This window comes from Mesorhizobium sp. Primo-A (genome assembly GCF_003997175.1).
Taxonomy (GTDB): Bacteria; Pseudomonadota; Alphaproteobacteria; order Rhizobiales; family Rhizobiaceae; genus Mesorhizobium; species Mesorhizobium ciceri.
The window spans coordinates 1-18,519 of sequence record NZ_RZTG01000010.1 but is presented as its reverse complement, the minus strand read 5'-3'; the positions used below and the strand labels follow the sequence as shown (position 1 = coordinate 18,519).

The following is an 18,519-nucleotide window of genomic DNA, read 5'->3' as shown; positions in this document are numbered from 1 at the left end:
TACATTAGAGTACGCAAGCACCGGAAGCGCAGAAAACGCCCTCAGATGACCGCAGGAGTAGAGTTTCCGAACGGGCTCATACTGCTCCGGCATAATGGCGCTTGCCTTCTTGCGCAACGTCTGAGTGTCGGCTACCGGTCCCGGCCATGACGAATGACGACCAAATGGCGTTCGAAATGGCGCTGATCAGGCGGGCAGCCGCCGTCGAGGTGCTGCTGCGGCGACTGCTCGACGACCGCGCGCTTTCGGGCGAGATCGCCCGGCCGGACCGGCTGATGGCGGCGATGCGCCATGGCGTGCTGAACGGCGGCAAGCGCCTGCGGCCCTTCCTGGTCATGGAAAGTGCCGCCCTTTTTTCCACCGACGGCGAGGCGGCACTGCGTGTCGCCGCCGCACTTGAATGCGTGCATTGCTATTCGCTGATCCACGACGATCTGCCCGCCATGGACGACGACGACCTGCGTCGCGGCCAGCCGACCGTGCACAAGGCCTTCGACGAGGCGACCGCGATCCTGGCCGGCGACGCCCTGCTGACGCTGGCCTTCGACATCATTGCCGGCGAGTCGACCGCGCTGCCGGCGGAGCGGCGGGCAGCCCTGGTGCTGGCGCTTGCCCGCGCCGCCGGAGCAGGCGGCATGGTCGGCGGCCAGAAGCTCGATCTCGAAGCCGAACAGACGCCGCCGGACGAGGCCGGCATCATCCGGCTGCAGGCGATGAAGACCGGCGCGCTGATCCGCTTCGCCTGCGAGGCAGGCGCCCTCATCGCCGGCGCCCCGGCCGATGACCGCGAGCGGCTGGCCGAATTCGGCTCGGCGATCGGTCTTGCCTTCCAGCTTGCCGACGACCTGCTCGATTTGACCGCCGACGCCAGCCAGATGGGCAAGGCGACCGGCAAGGACGCCGCCGCCGGCAAGGCGACGCTGGTGGCCTTGCATGGTGCAAATTGGGCACGCGGCCAGCTGCACGGCCTCGTCCAACAGGCGCATGCGCTGCTTGAGCCCTATGGCGACGATGCCCAGTTGCTGAAAGAAGCGGCGACATTCGTGGCGGCGCGTAACAGCTAAGGTTGGTGCCAGCCGGAACATCGAGCTGATTGCACGCACGTCCCCGCCGGCCGGTTCTGAAATAGAACTTGAGCGGAAGCCTGCCGAGGCAGAGGATTGACATCCGCACGGCAAGCACGCGGTGCGGATAAGAGTTGGAGGATGCCATGTCGACCACCGACAAGCTGTTCAGCGGTTCCATTCCCGAGATCTACGACCGGGCGATGGTGCCGCTGATCTTCGAGCCATATGCGCGGGATCTGGCGGAGCGGGTGTCGAAGCTCGGGCCGCAATCGGTGCTCGAAGTGGCGGCGGGCACCGGTGTGGTGACACGTGCGCTCGCAGCAAAGCTGCCGGCGCAAGCGCGCATCGTGGTCACCGACCTCAACCAGCCCATGCTCGACCACGCACGCACGCGGATGGTGGACGATCCTCGCATCACCTGGCAGCAGGCCGATGCTCAGGCGCTGCCCTTCGAGGACGCACAGTTCGACGCCGTGGCCTGCCAGTTTGGCGCGATGTTCTTCCCCGATCGGGTGGGCGCCTACGGGCAAGTTCGGCGCGTGATGCGGCTGGGCGGACACTTCCTGTTCAACGTCTGGGGTGCCATCGAAGAGAACGAGTTTGCCGATGAGGTGACGCGGGCGCTCGGCCATTTTTTCCCGGCCGATCCGCCTCGCTTCATGGCAAGGACACCGCATGGCTATCACGATGCGGACGTCATCCGCGCCGACCTGCATGCCGCCGGCTTCCGTAACATTACCATAGAGCCGCTGGATGCCGTCAGCGCCGCTTCCTCGCCATATGAGGCGGCCACGGCCTATTGCCAGGGCACGCCCCTGCGGGTCGAGATCGAGGCGCGCGGTGGCTCGCTGGAGGAGGTGACGCGATACGTGGCGAATGCCCTTGGGAAACGGTTCGGGGAAGGCCCGGTGAGTGGCCGCATCCGCGCCCTCGTCGTGGACGCGGCCTAGGCGCGCTGTCCATCCGGCGGCTCGCACGGCTCGCCTGCCCGAACGAACGAAATTTTAATGTAAATGAAGCGTAATCCCGGCCATTAAAATGGTGCGTATGTGTTGGGGTTGCGCATGCCTGAATATTCGTCCTTCATCCGGTCGGTCCGGATCCGCTATATTTCAGGGTTGCTGATCTTCGCGCTGGCTTCCGCCGGCATCGTGATTGCGCTTGATCGCGTCAATTCCTTTCGCCGCGACATCGATGCGCTGAGCAGCAATCTCGTCATCTTCACCCGAGACCTGCGCAACGCGACCAGCTTTGCCGAGACGACCGGCACCGCCTGGCGGGCGGAGACACGCGATGCCCTGACCACATCGGCGCGCGGCCATTCGGAGCGCCTGACCGGCGAGATCGAGACGCTGACCGCCCAGCTTGCGGCGATCAAGCCGCGGCTGTCGATCAAAACCGTCGACGAACTCCAATCCGCTTCAGTTAACGGCGATCTGTTCTGGTCGCCGCGCGACATGGTGCGCAATTTCAACCTGATGTCGGTGGCGCAGAAGGTCGACGAGTGGAGCTATCGCGAAATCCGCAACCAGAATGACCTGTTCGCCCAACCCATGCTGGTTCGCGTCCGCACCGCCATGGATGATGAGCGCCATCTGGCCGATGCCTCCAGCGACAGGCTGTTGTTGTGGGCCAGCGGCATCCTGTTCGCGGCCCTTGCCATCGTCGCCTTCTGGATCTTCCGCCCGATGGAAGTGGCGATCCGCCGCGCCTTTGCCGAATCCGCCGAATCCCTGTTCAAGGCCGAGGCCGCCGACCGCGCCAAATCGGAATTCCTGGCCAATATGAGCCACGAGATCCGCACGCCGATGAACGGTGTGCTCGGTATGGCCGAACTGCTGGCCAAGACCGATCTGACCCCACGCCAAAAGACCTTCACCGACGTTATCGTGAAGTCCGGCAACGCGCTGCTCACCATCATCAACGACATCCTCGACTTCTCCAAGATCAATGCTGGCCAGCTCACCCTCGACCCTGCTCCCTTCCGCCTTTCCGAGGCGGTCGAGGACGTGGCGACGCTGGTCTCGGCGCGCGTCGCCGAAAAGAACCTCGAACTGATCGTGCGCGTCGATCCGCGCCTGCCGGCCCATGTCGTCGGCGACGCCGGCCGGTTCCGGCAGATCATCACCAACCTGCTCGGCAACGCAGTGAAGTTCACCGAGAAGGGTCACGTGCTGATCGACGTCGGCGGCGAGATCGTCAACGACGTGGTCCAGCTCAAGATCCGCGTCGAGGACACCGGCATCGGCATACCGGCCGAGAAACTGCAGAACGTGTTCGAAAAATTCGCGCAGGTCGACGGCTCGTCCACCCGCCGTCACGAGGGCACGGGGCTGGGCTTGGCCATCGCAGCACGCCTCGTCGACCTGATGGCAGGCAAGATCGGCGTCGAGAGCGAGATCGGCCGCGGCTCGGTGTTCTGGTTCGCGGTGCCGCTGCCCGCGCATCAGGCCGCGGCGCGCGACGAGATCGTGCCGGTCGACGTCACCGGCGCGCGCGTGCTGGTCATCGATGACAATCCGGTCAACCGCGAAATCCTGCTCGAGCAGCTCAGAAGCTGGAGCTTCGACTGTGCCGCCGCCGAAAGCGGCGCCGTCGGCCTGGCCTTCCTCGATCGCGCCTTTCAGTTGGGCGCCGCCGTCGACTGCATCATCCTCGACTACCAGATGCCCGGCATGAACGGCGCCGACGTCGCCAGGGCAATTGCTTCCGACAGCCGGCTGTCCTCCATCCCGGTGGTGTTGCTGACCTCGGTCGACCAGGTCGATTTCGGCAAGATGATCATCGACTTCGGCATTGCCGCGCATTTGACGAAGCCGGCGCGCTCTGCGGTCCTGCTCGGCACCGTTATTTCGGTCGTGCAGAAGGCCCGTTCGCAGGTCGGCAAGGCGCAGTTTGTCCGCGAACCGATCGTCCAGGCTCCCCCGGCAGCGCCGCCTGCCTTTACCGTCATCCGCGGCCCGGCGCTGCCAGTCGCGGCAGCACCGGAATCGACAACCACGCCGAACGGACCGATCGACATCCTGATTGCCGAGGACAACGACGTGAACCAGCTGGTCTTCGGCCAGATCCTCAATGGCTTGGGCTTGAGCTACCGCATCGCCGGCAACGGCCGCACGGCGGTCGAGATGTACCGGGCGCTGCGCCCCAAGCTGATCCTGATGGACGTCTCGATGCCGGAGATGAATGGCTACGAAGCGACCCGCGCGATCCGGGCCATGGAGACCTCGACGGGCACCCACATTCCGATCATCGGCGTCACCGCGCATGCGCTGAAGGGCGATCGCGACAAGTGCATCGAATCGGGCATGGACGACTATCTGCCGAAGCCCGTTTCGCCCGACCGACTGGGCACCAAGATCGGCACCTGGCTCAGCGAGACCGTGGTGGCCAAGACGGCCTAGCCTGCCTCCATCGATGCATCAGGCGGCTGCGTCGAGGCGATAGCGGCGCATCCAGTCGAGGCTGGTGTCGTCGGAGAGCTTTGCGACGCCGGGCCTTACATCTTCGGCGTCTGGTGCTTGGACATCCAAGACTTCACAGATGCCTAGCAACGTCGCCGCCGGATTGCTCGAAAGGCGCTCGTAGCCAACCCGAAGCGGGGTTATGCCTTGCTCAGCGAACCAAATGTTCCATGCCGCATCATAGGTCTCGAGTACCTCGACCTCACGCCTGATCCGCTCGAAATCATATTGGGGCTCTTTCGGCGGTGCGACCCTTTCGATCTCGGTGCCGTCGGGAGCGATATGCCAAAGACCGGTCTGCTCTGCCTTGATCAGGGAGACAGCCTGCGCAAGCTTGTCCTCCCGCGAGAGGTGTATGTAGAGAACATTGCCGAATGCTCTTTCGAACCGTGCTCTGTCGGATGACAGTTTTGGGAAAATCCGGCCGAGGATCGCCGAAAGCTCATCCAGATTTTCGCGCATCAAGCGGAGACCGAAGAGGCCGGTCCCACCCTTGCCAGCGGCGATCGTAGCATTGAGGTAAGCGGCATCGAATTCGCGCTCGCTCATCGCGGCGCGATCGAGCAGCTTCCACTCTTCGGCCCACTCCACCACGTCCTGGCGCCGATAAAACGAATGTGGATCGCCGGCGGTCTTGGTGGACGCCAGGAGCTTGCACAGCAGCGTGCTTCCGGTCCTCGGTGTGCCGCAGATAATGTATCCATCGAACATGTTGTGCCCACGCGGCTTGTCAAAGGCAGGGGCTGTCGCTCCTGGTAAGATGACCGCCGCCATAGCTGAAATCCTTGGTGGATGCGACGTCACGGCTGTCGCTTTCTAAATGCCTCTCTCAGACAAAATACCCTGCCGGCAGGGGTCAAATCACCGGTTGCGCACCACCACGCATGCCCCACCGATGCTTTGCAATTTCTGGCAGATGACGTTTGCATCGGCGCGGTGGTCGACACCGATCCTGACCGCATAGATACCCCGCCGGCCGATCGGCGTGCGCACCCGGCTGACCACTGGATCGTGCCCGTTGAGCAGGGCCGGGAACCGGCTCCTTATCCTGAGCCACTGGTTGATCGCGGCACTGCGGCGGAAATTGCCGGCCACCTGGATGCCCCACGGCTTTACGTTGATCGAGGCCATCGCCACGGTCCGCGACATGATCACCGGCAGTTTTCGGCAAGCGACGGCAAAATCCGCCTTAGCGTCGAGCGGTTCGACCCTTCCGGCATAGGCTCGGTCGGTGAACTTGTCGGCTGGTTCGCCCATGATGTCGAAGACATAGCTTTCGGTTTCCATCGGCAGGAAACCGCCGGAACTGAGCCAGCGCGACACCCGGCTCTCGCCGGCATTGTAGGCGGCGGCCGCCAGGCCGAGATTGCCGTAGCCGGTTTTCATTTCGGCGAGATATTTCGCCGAAGCCGGGATCGCCTGATTGATGTCGAAGGAATTGGCAAGCCCGCGCATCTTGGCGGTTCCCGGCATGAACTGGGCAATGCCTTCGGCGCCGACGGGACTGACGGCGTTGGGATCGAAACGGCTCTCCTTCCAGATCAGCCGGGCGAAGAAATCCCTGGGCAAACCATTCTGGTCGGCATGCGCCTGGATCAGGTTGCAGACCTTGTCGATAAGCCGTTGCTTGGCGGATTGCGGCGGATCGGCCTGAGCCAGTGTCGACCAGACTAGCCCACACAGCAGGACCAGCGTCGCCCACAGGAAACGCTGCATTTGACCTACTCTGCCGCGGCCTTGCCGCCGCGACCGAACCGCTGTTCGATATAGTCGGCGACCATTTTCTCGAAATCCGCCGCGATCGACGGTCCGCGCAGCGTCGCCGCCTTCTTGCCGTCGACGAAGACAGGCGCCGTCGGCGTCTCGCCGGTGCCGGGCAGCGAAATGCCGATATCGGCATGCTTGGACTCGCCCGGGCCGTTGACGATGCAACCCATCACCGCGACCTTGAGGTTCTCGACGCCGGGATATTTGTCGCGCCACACCGGCATGTTCTTCCTGAGATCTGCCTGGATGTTCTGAGCGAGCTCCTGGAACACGGTCGAGGTCGTGCGGCCGCAGCCGGGACACGCGGCGACGATCGGCACGAACTGCCTGAACCCCATCGTCTGCAGCAATTCCTGCGAAACCTGCACCTCGCGCGTGCGGTCGCCATTCGGCTCCGGCGTCAGCGAGATGCGGATGGTGTCGCCGATGCCTTGCTGCAGCAGGATGCCCATGGCGGCCGACGAAGCGACGATGCCTTTCGAGCCCATGCCGGCTTCAGTCAGGCCGAGATGCAGTGCATGGTTGGAGCGGGTGGCGAGCTCGGCATAGACGGCAATCAGGTCCTGCACGCCGCTGACCTTGGCCGACAGGATGATTTTCTCGCGGCCAAGGCCGATCTCTTCCGCCATCTCGGCCGAGAGAATGGCCGACTGCACGATCGCCTCGCGCATCACCTCTTGCGCCGTCAGCGGAAAACCCTTGTCCTGGTTGTCGTCCATCAGCCGGGTCAAAAGCTCCTGGTCGAGCGAGCCCCAGTTGACACCGATGCGCACCGGCTTGTCATGCCTGATCGCCATCTCGACGATGTCGGCGAACTGCCGGTCCTTCTTGTCCTTGAAGCCGACATTGCCGGGGTTGATCCGATATTTGGCCAGCGCCTCGGCGCAGGCCGGGTGATCGGCCAAGAGCTTGTGGCCGATATAGTGGAAATCGCCGACCAGCGGCACGTTGATGCCAAGCCGCTGAAGCCGCTCATGAATGCGCGGTACGGCGGCGGCACTCTCGTCGCGATCGACGGTGATGCGCACGATCTCGGAGCCGGCCCGGTGCAGTGCTGCGACCTGCGCGACGGTCTGGTCGATATCGGCCGTGTCGGTGTTGGTCATCGATTGGACGACAACGGGCGCGCCGCCGCCGACGACCACGCCGCCGACATCGACGCCGACCGAGGTGCGGCGGGGGAAAGGAGAGGAAAAATATCCGGTCATGCCGGCAGCCTTTTGTCTCTGGAGCATCTTGTGTCCTGCATGGGCGCACAACGACGCCCCGGGCCGATGCGCTGAGGTCCGGGCATGAGGTGGAGGAGCAAAGATGGCTTGTCAATGGCGACAGGTCGCCACTGGCCCGAATCGGCACGTCGCCAACGACCAAAAACAATCGATGATCTGGCGAAACGGGCGACGGCCGAAGCGGATATTAAGCCGGGTGCAAGTCCAGCTTCGGCTGACAGACCGTGCTGGGAAATCAAACCTCTCCACGCCGGCGGCGGGGAGCCGCCGGGAAAAGAGGCCGCGGATACCGCGCGGCTATGTCAGGAGGGCATCAATGCGTGGTCGGTTTTCCTCTTAGTTTTTCAATCTCGTCCTTGAGTGCCAGCTTGCGTCGCTTAAGATTCACGATTTCGAGGTCGTCGACCGATGGATGATTCATCGCGTCATCGATTTCACGTTCGATGTCGCCGTGTTTCCGCTGCAACTCATCAAGATGGGATGCAAGAGACATGATTGGTTCTCCCTTTCATGGTTTTCCTCGATTGCAACCGTCACGGCGCGTCCACCGCAGGTTCGCTTCTGTGACGGCACGGTGACAGTGTGTCACCTTCCGCGGGCGATGTCGAATGATCCGTGGTAGCATTCCACGACACTGTGAAATGTGATATGGGCTGCACGCCGGTGACAAAACACCCGGCCCCGCCCAATCAGGCCCAGCTTTGGGCGCCGCAGACGTGCAGACGGTAGAGAATGTCCGATCAGGAACAGGCCGATATTCGCCTCGAATTTTCCCGCCTGAAGCAGGAACACGCCGATTTCGATGCAGCCATCAACGCGATGATCGCCATGGCCTGCGATCCGCTGCAGATCCAGCGCATGAAGAAGAAGAAGCTGTTCCTCAAGGACCGGCTGATGGCGCTGGAAGACAAGATCATTCCCGACATCATTGCGTGAACGATGTGATGTGCTGACGCTGATCGAGCGCCAGGCAGCGGCGATCTGCATCTCCCTGCGCGGTCGTGTGACGGTGCCTTTGGCCGGTCAATCGTTGGGCTCTTTTTCGCCGGTGCACTAGCCGCGACGGCGCGTCCTGCCGGGCGATCTCGCACATGGAGCACCTCGAACTCGACGGCTTCGTCGCACGCTCTCGGTCAGTGATCCCACCGTTCTGACGGATTGTCCGGCGACGCCGCTGGGAAACCTGCGCCTTCGCGCGGCTCAGCCCCGGCCGTCGACACAGCTCACCGCCCGCCCCTCAAAACAATAACTTTACAAATATTTGTATTTATGTGAAGTCATGACGATTGAAGGATCGACCATGACAGCCACTCGTTTCGCCACGCGCCTGAATTCCTTTGCCTCGCGGCCGCAGGCCGAATGGCCTGATCTTACCGGCAAGCCGTCGCTGCTGCAGATGGCGGCGCGCGCCGCCAAGGTCGGCGGGCTTACCGATCTCGACCTCAACTTTCCCGACCATGTCAGTGAAAAGCCTGCGGAAATCGCCCTCAAACTCGGCGATCTCGGGCTTTCCATCAATGGCTTTGCCATGCGCTACTACTCCAACCCCGCCTTCAAGCTCGGCGCATTCACCAATCCGGATCCGGCGGTGCGCCGCGAGGCCATCGACCTGACCAAAGCCGGCATCGATGCCGTGCGTGAGGCCGGCGCCAGCCTGATGACGCTGTGGCTCGGCCAGGATGGCTTCGACTACGCCTTCCAGGCCGACTATGTGACGCTTTGGCAACACGAAATCGATGGGATTCGTGAAGTAGCCGCGCATGATCCCGACTGTCAGATCAGCCTTGAGTACAAACCGAACGAACCACGCTCCTACAGCCTGATGCCGGATGCGGCGACGACCTTGCTGGCGATCCGCGATGTCGGCCTGCCCAATCTGGGCGTCACCCTCGATTTCGCCCATGTGCTCTATGCCGACGAACAGCCGGCCTTTGCCGCGGCCCTGGTGGCGCGCCACAGCAAGCTGCTCGGCGTGCATCTGAACGACGGCTACGCCAAGCGCGACGACGGCCTGATGGTCGGCGCGGTGCACACGCTGCAGACCATCGAGTTGCTCAGGCAGATTCGCCGCGACGGTTACGCCGGCGCCATCTATTTCGACACGTTCCCCGACATGACCGGGCTCGATCCGGTGCGCGAGTGCGAAGTCAACATCGCCACCGTCAAGCGCATGCTGCGCGTCGTCGACCGGCTGGGGCAGGACAATCGCCTGTCCGCCGCCATGGACAGCCAGGATGCGGTGACGTCGCAGGCCATCATCCAGGAAATCATGCTCGGGCCGGATAGCTGAGGCATGCGCACCATTATCGTTTTCAACAAGGGAGGAATACAATGAAACTTCTGCTTGCCACGGCTACCGCCGCACTGATGGCGCTGTCGATCGGCTCTGCCTTTTCGGCCGACCTCGCGCCGCTCAATTCCGACACGGAAAAGGACCGCATCGACTGGTCGCAGGTCGAGGCCAAATTCGGCGCGTTCCCCAAGCTGCCCGAAGGCACCAAGGCAGGCGCCGTCTCCAAGACGCTGACCAATGAATACTGGCGCTCGCTGGGCGAGGGCTACACGGCATTCGGCGCCAAGGTCGGCGTTCCCGTCGTCTATCAGGCAGCGCAAAGCGAGGGCGACCAGCTCGGCCAGCTCACCATCGCCGAAGGCCTGGTGACGCAGGGCTACAACGTGCTGCTCGTCTCGCCGCAGACGGATGCCAATCTGCAGCCGATCATGGAGCAAGCCAAGGCCGCCAACGTGCCGGTGGTCAACGTCAATGACGCCGTGATCCCGCAGGCCGAACATTATGTCGGCAATGTCCAGCGCGACAATGGCGTGCGCGTCGCCAAATGGTTCATCAAGAACCGTCCGGATGGCGGCAAGGTCGCCATCGTCGAAGGCCAGGCTGGCGTCTATGCCGCCGTGCAGCGCACCGACGGCTTCAAGTCGACCATCACCGAGGCAGGCAAGTTCGAGGTCGTCGCCAGCGTTCCCGGCAACTGGGACCGCCAGACCTCCTATGATGCGGCCACCAACATCCTGCAGCAGCACCCCGACCTGATCGGCTTTTATGCCAACAATGACGGCATGGCGCTCGGCATCGTCGAGGCAGTCAAGGCCGCCGGCCTGCAGGACAAGGTTGCGGTCTTCGGCACCGACGGCATTTCCGACGCCTATGCCTCCATACGGGCCGGCGAACTGACCGGCACGGTCGACAGTTTCCCGGTGCTGACCGGCGAAGTGGCGTTGGAAACTGCTCTGCGTCTCGTCGCGGGACAGAAGCTGCCCCGCGTCGTCGCCACGCCCCAGGCACTGATCACCAAGGACAATGCCGACCGCTATTCCGGCGCCGGCGCGCGCAAGGCACTGCTCGAGGACGCGGCTGCGGGCCAGTAAGGCCAATCGGCGAGTGCCGGCCAGAGCAATTCGCTCCCGCCGGCACCGTTGCCCGGAGATAGAACCCAATGTCACCCCGGCTGCAATTCCAGGGCATTTCCAAGCTGTTTCCGGCCGTGCGGGCGCTTGACGGCGTGTCGTTCTCGGTAGGTGCCGGTGAAATCCACGGCCTGCTCGGCGAAAATGGCGCCGGCAAGTCGACGCTGCTGCGCATCCTGTCTGGCGTCCACACGCCGACAGCGGGAAGCGTCCTCATCGACGGCAAGCCGGTTACACTCGCCAACCCGGTCGCCGCACGCGCTGCGGGCGTCGCCATGATCCATCAGGAATTGCAGCAGGTACCACGCCTTAGCGTCGCCCAGAACATGTTCCTAGGCCATCCGCTGACGCGCGGCGCCATCTTCGTCGCCCGGCGCGAACAGGAGCGCCGTGCTGCGGAGGCTCTTGCGGCCATCGATCCCTCCATCGATCCGGCTGCACCCCTCGGTACCCTGAAGGTGGCGCAGCGGCAGATTGTCGAGATCGCCCGCGCGCTGCTCGATCGCGCCCGCATCGTTGCCATGGACGAGCCGACATCGAGCCTGACGCCGAGCGAATTCGAACGGCTGGCGCAAGTCATCACCGGCCTCGCCCGCGACGGCGTCGCCGTCGTCTATGTCTCGCACAAGCTGGACGAGGTGTTCGGCATCTGCCGGCGCGCCACCATCATGCGCGATGGCGTCGTCGTCGATTCCGTCGATCTGAACGACCTGTCGGAGAAAGCGGTCGTGGCGATGATGGTCGGCCGCGAACTGGCGCAGGAGCAGCATAATTCCCATGCCACGAACAAGGTCATGCTGAGCGCGCGTGGCCTCTCCTCGGCGACGAAGGTGCGCAACGTGTCGTTCGATCTGCATCGCGGCGAGGTGCTGGGCATTGCCGGCCTGGTCGGTTCCGGCCGCACTGAACTGCTGCGGCTCTTGGCCGGCGCCGATCGCGCCACGGCCGGGACGATTGCAATCGACGGCAAGGCGGCACGGTTCTTCAGCCCGCGTGACGCGATTGCCGCCGGCGTCGGACTGGTGCCGGAGGAGCGCAAACGCGAAGGCATCGTGCCGCTGCGCTCGATCACCAGCAATATGGCGCTGGCCTCGATGGCCGTGTTCGCGCCGCGCGGCCTCATCGATCACGCCAGGTTGAAACAGGTGGCGGCCGAGAAGATGAGCCGCGTCAATCTGCGCCCATTCCTGCTCGACCGGCCGATCCGCCTGTTCAGCGGCGGCAACCAGCAGAAGGCGATCATCGGCCGCTGGCTGGCGGCGGGAACACGCATCCTCTTGTTCGACGAGCCGACGCGCGGCATCGATGTCGGCGCCAAGGCGGAGATCTATCATCTGATCGAGGAACTCGCCGCCGAGGGCCATGCGGTGGTCGTCGTCTCCTCCGAACTGCCCGAGGTGATCCGGCTTGCCGACCGCGTGTTGGTCATGCGCGACGGCACCATCGCCGCCGAACTCGATAGGGCAAATCTCTCAGAACAGGCGATCGCGGCGCACGCCATCCCGCAAACGCAAACGCCGGCCGCACAGCCGGCAAGGCAGTAGGTGACGGATATGTCGGATGCCACTCTGGTGCGGTCCCAGGCCGAATTCCTGCGCGGTGTTTCCATGCGCGACGCCGGCACGCTGATCGGGCTTGTCGTGATCCTGGCCGTGTTCGGCGCGCTGGTGCCCGGCTTTTTCGCCGAGCGCAACCTGATCAACATCCTGCAGCAGTCGAGCATCAATGCCTGTCTGGCGCTGGGCATGACGCTGGTCATCATCTCCGGCGGCATCGACCTGTCGGTCGGGCCGACGGCAGCACTCTCGGCCGTCATCTCGGCCTCTATGATGGTCGCCGGCGTGCCGTTTCCGCTGGCCATCGCCGCCGGCTTCGCCATTGGTCTTGCCTGCGGCCTCGTCAACGGCGTGCTCGTCGCCCATGTTGGGCTGCAGCCCTTCATCGTCACGTTGGGAACGCTCAGCACCTATCGGGCACTGGCGCTGATCTACACCGGCGGCAATCCGGTCCTCGGCCTGCCCCCAGGCTTTCGCGCCGTCTTCAACGGTTCGCTGTTCGGACTGCCTCTGGCGGTCGTCATCGTCGCCTGCGTGGCTGTCGTCGCCTGGGTCGTTTTGAAGAAGACGCCCTTCGGCGAATATCTGCTCGCCGTCGGCGGCAACGAGGAGGCGGCCTACATCGCCGGCGTGCCGATTGCCCGCACCAAGATCGCCGCCTACATGATCTCAGGCCTGCTGGCGGCGCTTGCCGCGCAGATCCTGATCGGCCGGTTGGGCGCCGCCGAACCCATCCTCGGCAATCTCTGGGAGCTCGACGCCATCGCGGCTGCCGCCATCGGCGGCGCCTCGCTGATGGGCGGCAAGGGCAGCGTCGTCGGCACCATCCTGGGCGCCGTCATCCTCGGCGCCATGCGCAACGGTTTGACGCTGATGAACGTCCAGTCCTTCTATCAGCTTCTGGCAACTGGTCTTATAATCCTCGCCGCGATGCTTATCGATCGCGTGACGAGGGGGCGTGGATGACCTTGAGCGGGCTGGACCTGAAAGCGGTAGGACCGCGCATCCGCATGATGATGCCGCATCTCACTCCGCTGGAGGCGAAGGTGGTGGAAACCGTCTTCGGCCGGCGCGGCTTCGACGAGAGCATTCCGCTGAAGCAGATCGCCGAGGAATCCGGCGTGTCCGAGGCGATGGTGGTCAAGATCGCCAAGAAGCTCGGCTTTTCCGGCTATCGCGACTTCCGCACCGCCGTCTATGAGTACAGTCGCCTGCCGACCGCCGAGATGCACCAGGAACTGTCATCCGACGACAGTTCGGCCGAGATCGTGCAAAAAGTGTTCCGCACCTCCATCCAGGCGCTGGAGGAGACGCTGGCGATCCTCGACATCGAGGATTTCGACCGCGCCGCCGAGCTGCTCTTCCGTGCCAAGAACCGGGATTTCTATGGCGTCGGCGGCTCGGCGCAGATCGCGCGCGACGTTTCGCACAAATTCCTGCGCATCGGCATCCGCGCATCCGTCTACGACGATTCGCACATGATGCTGATGTCGGCCTCGCTGCTCGGCGGCGACGACATCGCCGTCGGCTTCTCGCATTCGGGCAACACGTCGGCCGTTATCGACGCCATTCAGTTGGCCCGCAAGAACGGTGCCCGCACGCTGGCCATCACCAATTACGACAACTCGCCCCTGGCCGCCGTCGCCGATATCGTTCTGTGCTCGACCGCGCAGGGTTCGCCGCTGATGGGCGAGAACGCAGCGGCCCGCATTGCCCAGCTCAACATTCTCGACGCGTTGTTCGTCGCGGTGGCGCAGCGCGACTATCAGGCGGCGGAGCGAAATCTCGGCCGCACTATGTCGGCGGTGACATCGAAACGAAAAGACCGGGGCTCATGACGACAACGCCGCTGGTGACCGTGTTCGGCAGCCTGCATTACGACATTATGGTCGACGCGCCCGACCGCCCGCGCAAGGGCGAGACGGTGACCGGCCATGCCTGGCACCCCAAATGCGGTGGCAAGGGCGGCAACCAGGCCGTCTCGGCGGCGCGAGCCGGTGTGTATGCGGCGATGATCGGCGCCGTCGGCGACGATGATTTCGGGCGGGCGTTGCTGGCCAATCTCGATCGCGCCAAGGTCGACCGCCGCTTCGTGCGGGTGGCCGCTGGCGCCGGCTCCGGCATGAGCGTGGCGATCTTCGACCAAGGCGGCGACTATGGCGCGGTGATCGTCTCGGGCAGCAATCTGGCACTGGGCCATGCCGACAGTGCCTCTGCTTCCGATGTGGTGGGACAGACGGCGGTGCTCCTGCTGCAGAACGAAGTGCCGGAAGCCGCCAACATTGCCGCCGCACGCGCAGTCAAGGCACGGGGCAGCCGCGTCGTGCTCAACGCGGCCCCCGCGCGCAAACTCTCCGAGGAGTTGATCGCCCTGGTCGACATATTGGTGGTCAACGCCATCGAGGCGGAATTCCTGGCTGGCACGGCAGTGGTCGAGACACTCGACGGGGCCGCGCAAGCCGCACGGCTATTGGCCGATCTCTATCCCGTGGCGATCGTCACGGCGGGCGGCGAAGGCGTCGCCTGTTGCGACCGGAGCGGCGAGGCCTTTGCGCTGTCCGCCATCCCGGTCAAGGTCGCCAGCACGCATGGCGCCGGCGATGAATTCGTTGGCGCGCTGGCCGCGGGACTTGCCCGTGGGCAGACCATGCGGGCGGCCATCACCGCCGCCAACGCGGCTTCGGCCTTGCTGGTCTCGACGCCAGAGGCCGAGCGCGACGGCATCTGACCGGCTGGTTTCCGTCTTGCCAGACCGCAGCAGCGGCCGCCTATCCTTGCGGCCTCGCGCGAATTCCGCTAAGGCGCGCCTTTGTCGCCGGGGAACACGGACTTGGACGATCAACGCGCCGACGTCGCCATCATCATGGGCAGCCAGTCCGACTGGGCGACGATGCGCCATGCCGCCGAAACGCTGGAAGCACTTGGCATCCCGCACAAGCGGCTCATCATCTCCGCGCATCGTACACCGGACCGGCTCTATGATTTCGCCAAGGGCGCCAAGGCGGCCGGTTACCAGGTGATCATCGCCGGCGCCGGCGGTGCAGCACACCTGCCCGGCATGACGGCGGCGATGACGCCATTGCCGGTGTTCGGCGTGCCGGTGGAATCGAAAGCGCTTTCCGGGCAGGATTCGCTGCTGTCCATCGTCCAGATGCCAGCCGGCATTCCCGTTGGAACGCTGGCCATAGGCAAGGCTGGGGCCGCCAACGCAGCCCTTTTGGCCGCCGCCGTGCTGGCCCTGAACGATGACAGCCTTGCCGTCCGTCTGGATGCCTGGCGCGCCGCGCAGACTGCCAAGGTCGCGGCTGAACCGACGGATACGCCGTGAGCCTGCCCGCCGGATCGACCATCGGTATCATTGGCGGCGGCCAGCTCGGCCGCATGCTGGCTGTTGCTGCCGCCCGTCTCGGCTACCGCACCGTGGTGCTGGAGCCGCAAGCGGATTGCCCGGCCGCACAGGTCGCCAACCGGCAGATAACAGCCGCCTATGACGACCCGGCCGCCCTTGCCGACCTGGCAGCGTCAAGTTCCGTCATCACCTACGAGTTCGAGAACGTCCCGGTCGCAGCGGCCAGCGCGCTGGCGGCCAAGGTTCCGGTCTATCCGCCGGCGCGTGCGTTGGAAGTGGCGCAGGACCGGGTGGACGAAAAAACATTCCTCAACGGCATCGGCATTGCCACCGCCGATTTCCACGCCGTCGACAATGATGACGAGCTGGCGGCGGCGCTGAAAGCATTCGACGGCAGCGGCATCCTGAAGACCCGGCGCATGGGATATGACGGCAAGGGCCAGCGCGTCTTCCGCAACATGGAAGCCGGCGGTTTTGCCGGCACATGCGAGGCGATGGGCAATGTGCCGCTGATTCTGGAGTCCTTCGTGCCGTTCGAGCGCGAGATATCGGTGATCGCGGCGCGTGGGCTGGACGGTGCGGTTGTCGCCTACGATCCAGCCGAGAATATCCATCGCAACGGCATTCTCCACACATCGACCTTGCCGGCCGCCATTATGCCGGAGACGGCGCAAGCAGCCCGAACGGCCGCATCGAAGATCCTTGCGGCGCTCGACTATGTCGGTGTCATCGGCGTCGAGTTCTTCGTGCTGGCCGATGGCTCGCTGCTGGCCAACGAGATCGCGCCGCGCGTGCACAATTCCGGCCATTGGACGGAAGCCGCCTGTGTCGTTTCGCAGTTCGAGCAGCATATCCGCGCCATCGCCGGCCTGCCGCTCGGCGGCCCGGACCGCCATTCCGACTGCGTGATGGAAAACCTGATCGGCGACGATGTGCTGCGCGTCCCGGAGCTTCTCGCCGAGCCCGATCTGATGCTGCATCTCTACGGCAAGACCGAAGCGCGGCCCGGCCGCAAGATGGGTCATTTCACTCGGATCAGACGTCGCGCCTCATAAGGTTGCCTACTGCGCGTCGTCGCTCTCGTCCTGCCCTGTATTGGCGCAACTCCCATCGCCTTCCTCGCAATTGGCCGCGGCAGCGAGCTGCTTGACGCGGTCATTGGTCAATCTGGGTCAGGCATTGCGAAACTTCCATCGAATGGATCGATCCGCCTTCGCTGGCGGCGGTGGAATGCGCGCACTCGGCATCGCGAAAAGTGATCCAGGCGCGTTGCGCCACCTGCAGCAATCTCTTGCCGTTGGCATCGTCCGAGCTGGTGAGGTTCTGATAGGCCGTGTTGAGCCTGGCGTCGGCCGCCTGGTAATCCTCGCCGGCACAGATGTTCATCATTTGCTGGCTGTCGTCGCTGCGGTCGCATTCCTGCGCGCGCGCAACCGAAGCTGCCGCCAGCAGGACAAGGCAGGCGGCCAGGAACATCCGGCGCATAGTCGTCTCCAAATCATTTCACGGCGACCGCATCATCCCAGCCGGCCCAGGGCCGCGCAATGCCGCAAGGCAGACATGGCGGATAATTGATGACAGGGATGATTCACAGCCGCTATGGAGCACGCTTGCGGTTGACAGGGACAAGGCTCCTCGTTTATGAGCCACCCACAGTTCAAAGGCGCGTCTTCTGGCGCGCCTTAAAATTTCGACCCAACCGGGTCCACACCGACAGGCAAGACCATGAAGATCAAGAATTCGCTCAAGGCGCTGAAGGCGCGTCACCGCGACAACCAGCTGGTTCGCCGCAAGGGCCGCATCTACATCATCAACAAGACCGCCCCGCGCTACAAGGCACGTCAGGGCTGAGTTTTCGGGCAGGAGGCTGTCGCCTCCGCCCATTTGATGCTTGTCGCCGTCTGCCGGCCTTTTCACGCCAAATTCAGTTTGACGTTCTCTCGCCCGGGACTAGAGTCCGGCGATGCGGATTCCTTTTGCATTTTTGACATCTCTGCTTGTTTCCGGCGTCATTTATGGCCCGGCATGGGCGGATGGTGCTGTCGCGCCGCCGTCCACTCAGGATGCGCCGCCCGCCCCAACGACGAAACAAGCCCGCCTCGATCAGCTGTTCAGCGACTTGAAACGCGAACGCAACGAAAAGGCGGCGGAGCGCATCGCCGGCAACATCTGGAGCGAGTGGTCGCAATCCGGCAGCGCCTCGATCGACCTGATGATGCAATGGTCGCAAAAAGCCGTCGAGGGCCAGAAGTTCGACGTCGCGCTCGATTTCCTCGACCAGGTGGTGACTTTGCAGCCTACTTATGCCGAGGGCTGGAACCGGCGCGCCACCGTCCATTTCATGATGAAGAACTACGGCAAGTCGATGTCCGACATCGACCATACGCTGCAGCTCGAGCCGCGCCATTTCGGTGCGCTGTCCGGCCTGGCGCAGATCATGGCGTTGACCGGCCACAAGCAATCGGCGCTCGAGGCCTGGCAAAAGGTGCTGGCCATCTATCCGATGATGCGCAGCGCCCAGGACCAGGTCGGCACGATTTCGGAGGAACTTGCCGGTGAAGGCATTTGATTGCTCTAGGGGAGTAAGGGAATAGGGCAGTAAGACAGTAGGGGCAGATCGCACCTGCGGAACACACACCCTACTCCCCTACTCCCCTACTCCCC

18 protein-coding genes and 1 pseudogene are annotated in these 18,519 nt (G+C 64.0%); 14 read left to right on the top strand and 5 right to left on the bottom strand.

Annotated elements, in window-relative coordinates:
* Positions 1 to 146: 146 nt before the first annotated feature.
* From EOC83_RS18980 to EOC83_RS18970, 3 genes are all read left to right on the top strand, one after another.
* Entirely contained in the window at positions 147 to 1,064 is a 918-nt protein-coding gene (locus EOC83_RS18980) for a polyprenyl synthetase family protein (RefSeq protein WP_063169166.1), read from the top strand.
* 146 nt (positions 1,065 to 1,210) lie between these two features.
* On the top strand, positions 1,211 to 2,017 hold the full coding sequence (locus EOC83_RS18975; protein WP_063169167.1) for a methyltransferase domain-containing protein: 807 nt from the start codon (positions 1,211 to 1,213) through the stop codon (positions 2,015 to 2,017).
* Positions 2,018 to 2,131: 114 nt separating this feature from the next.
* Positions 2,132 to 4,471, top strand: a complete 2,340-nt coding sequence (locus tag EOC83_RS18970; RefSeq protein WP_013529222.1) for a response regulator — start codon at positions 2,132 to 2,134, stop codon at positions 4,469 to 4,471.
* An 18-nt stretch (positions 4,472 to 4,489) separates the two neighbouring features.
* On the opposite strand, the gene EOC83_RS18965 is transcribed toward EOC83_RS18970, so the two are convergent.
* From EOC83_RS18965 to EOC83_RS18950, 4 genes are all read right to left on the bottom strand, one after another.
* Positions 4,490 to 5,305, bottom strand: a complete 816-nt coding sequence (locus EOC83_RS18965) for a Stf0 family sulfotransferase (protein ID WP_082826558.1) — start codon at positions 5,303 to 5,305, stop codon at positions 4,490 to 4,492.
* Positions 5,306 to 5,392: 87 nt separating this feature from the next.
* On the bottom strand, positions 5,393 to 6,247 hold the full coding sequence (locus EOC83_RS18960; protein WP_063169169.1) for a lytic transglycosylase domain-containing protein: 855 nt from the start codon (positions 6,245 to 6,247) through the stop codon (positions 5,393 to 5,395).
* Between the two features lie 5 nt (positions 6,248 to 6,252).
* Positions 6,253 to 7,506: a flavodoxin-dependent (E)-4-hydroxy-3-methylbut-2-enyl-diphosphate synthase gene (ispG, locus tag EOC83_RS18955; RefSeq protein ID WP_024502967.1), complete on the bottom strand. Its 1,254-nt coding sequence runs from the start codon at positions 7,504 to 7,506 to the stop codon at positions 6,253 to 6,255.
* Positions 7,507 to 7,840: 334 nt separating this feature from the next.
* The gene (locus tag EOC83_RS18950) at positions 7,841 to 8,020 is read right to left on the bottom strand and encodes a YdcH family protein (RefSeq protein ID WP_013529217.1); all 180 of its coding nucleotides are present in this window, start codon (positions 8,018 to 8,020) and stop codon (positions 7,841 to 7,843) included.
* 239 nt (positions 8,021 to 8,259) lie between these two features.
* Here EOC83_RS18950 and EOC83_RS18945 point away from each other — a divergent pair, with 239 nt between their 5' ends.
* The 9 genes from EOC83_RS18945 to EOC83_RS18905 all read left to right on the top strand — a co-directional run bounded on the left by EOC83_RS18945 (position 8,260) and on the right by EOC83_RS18905 (position 16,910).
* On the top strand, positions 8,260 to 8,463 hold the full coding sequence (locus EOC83_RS18945) for a DUF465 domain-containing protein (protein WP_013529216.1): 204 nt from the start codon (positions 8,260 to 8,262) through the stop codon (positions 8,461 to 8,463).
* A gap of 364 nt (positions 8,464 to 8,827) precedes the next feature.
* Complete coding sequence (locus EOC83_RS18940; protein WP_063170351.1) at positions 8,828 to 9,817, top strand: TIM barrel protein; 990 nt, start codon at positions 8,828 to 8,830, stop codon at positions 9,815 to 9,817.
* 41 nt (positions 9,818 to 9,858) lie between these two features.
* Entirely contained in the window at positions 9,859 to 10,911 is a 1,053-nt protein-coding gene (locus tag EOC83_RS18935; RefSeq protein ID WP_024502965.1) for a substrate-binding domain-containing protein, read from the top strand.
* A gap of 68 nt (positions 10,912 to 10,979) precedes the next feature.
* Complete coding sequence (locus EOC83_RS18930; protein WP_027162481.1) at positions 10,980 to 12,494, top strand: sugar ABC transporter ATP-binding protein; 1,515 nt, start codon at positions 10,980 to 10,982, stop codon at positions 12,492 to 12,494.
* A gap of 9 nt (positions 12,495 to 12,503) precedes the next feature.
* Entirely contained in the window at positions 12,504 to 13,472 is a 969-nt protein-coding gene (locus EOC83_RS18925) for an ABC transporter permease (RefSeq protein ID WP_032899090.1), read from the top strand.
* On the top strand, positions 13,469 to 14,344 hold the full coding sequence (locus EOC83_RS18920) for a MurR/RpiR family transcriptional regulator (protein ID WP_013529211.1): 876 nt from the start codon (positions 13,469 to 13,471) through the stop codon (positions 14,342 to 14,344). Before EOC83_RS18925 ends, EOC83_RS18920 begins: the two co-directional genes overlap by 4 nt.
* Complete coding sequence (locus EOC83_RS18915; protein WP_063169170.1) at positions 14,341 to 15,234, top strand: ribokinase; 894 nt, start codon at positions 14,341 to 14,343, stop codon at positions 15,232 to 15,234. The genes EOC83_RS18920 and EOC83_RS18915 overlap by 4 nt, the downstream gene beginning before the upstream one ends.
* A 102-nt stretch (positions 15,235 to 15,336) precedes the next feature.
* Positions 15,337 to 15,834, top strand: coding sequence for a 5-(carboxyamino)imidazole ribonucleotide mutase (purE, locus tag EOC83_RS18910; RefSeq protein ID WP_063169171.1), 498 nt, complete (start codon positions 15,337 to 15,339; stop codon positions 15,832 to 15,834).
* Complete coding sequence (locus tag EOC83_RS18905; RefSeq protein ID WP_063169172.1) at positions 15,831 to 16,910, top strand: 5-(carboxyamino)imidazole ribonucleotide synthase; 1,080 nt, start codon at positions 15,831 to 15,833, stop codon at positions 16,908 to 16,910. The genes purE and EOC83_RS18905 overlap by 4 nt, the downstream gene beginning before the upstream one ends.
* A gap of 6 nt (positions 16,911 to 16,916) precedes the next feature.
* On the opposite strand, the pseudogene EOC83_RS18900 reads toward EOC83_RS18905, so the two are convergent.
* Positions 16,917 to 17,340: pseudogene (locus tag EOC83_RS18900) on the bottom strand (lysozyme inhibitor LprI family protein).
* Positions 17,341 to 17,580: 240 nt separating this feature from the next.
* Between EOC83_RS18900 and ykgO the strand changes: the two are divergent.
* Positions 17,581 to 17,706: a type B 50S ribosomal protein L36 gene (ykgO, locus tag EOC83_RS18895; RefSeq protein ID WP_006203764.1), complete on the top strand. Its 126-nt coding sequence runs from the start codon at positions 17,581 to 17,583 to the stop codon at positions 17,704 to 17,706.
* A 112-nt stretch (positions 17,707 to 17,818) separates the two neighbouring features.
* A complete protein-coding gene (locus EOC83_RS18890) occupies positions 17,819 to 18,424 on the top strand; it encodes a hypothetical protein (RefSeq protein WP_063169173.1) in 606 nt (201 codons plus the stop codon).
* Positions 18,425 to 18,519 lie beyond the last annotated feature (95 nt).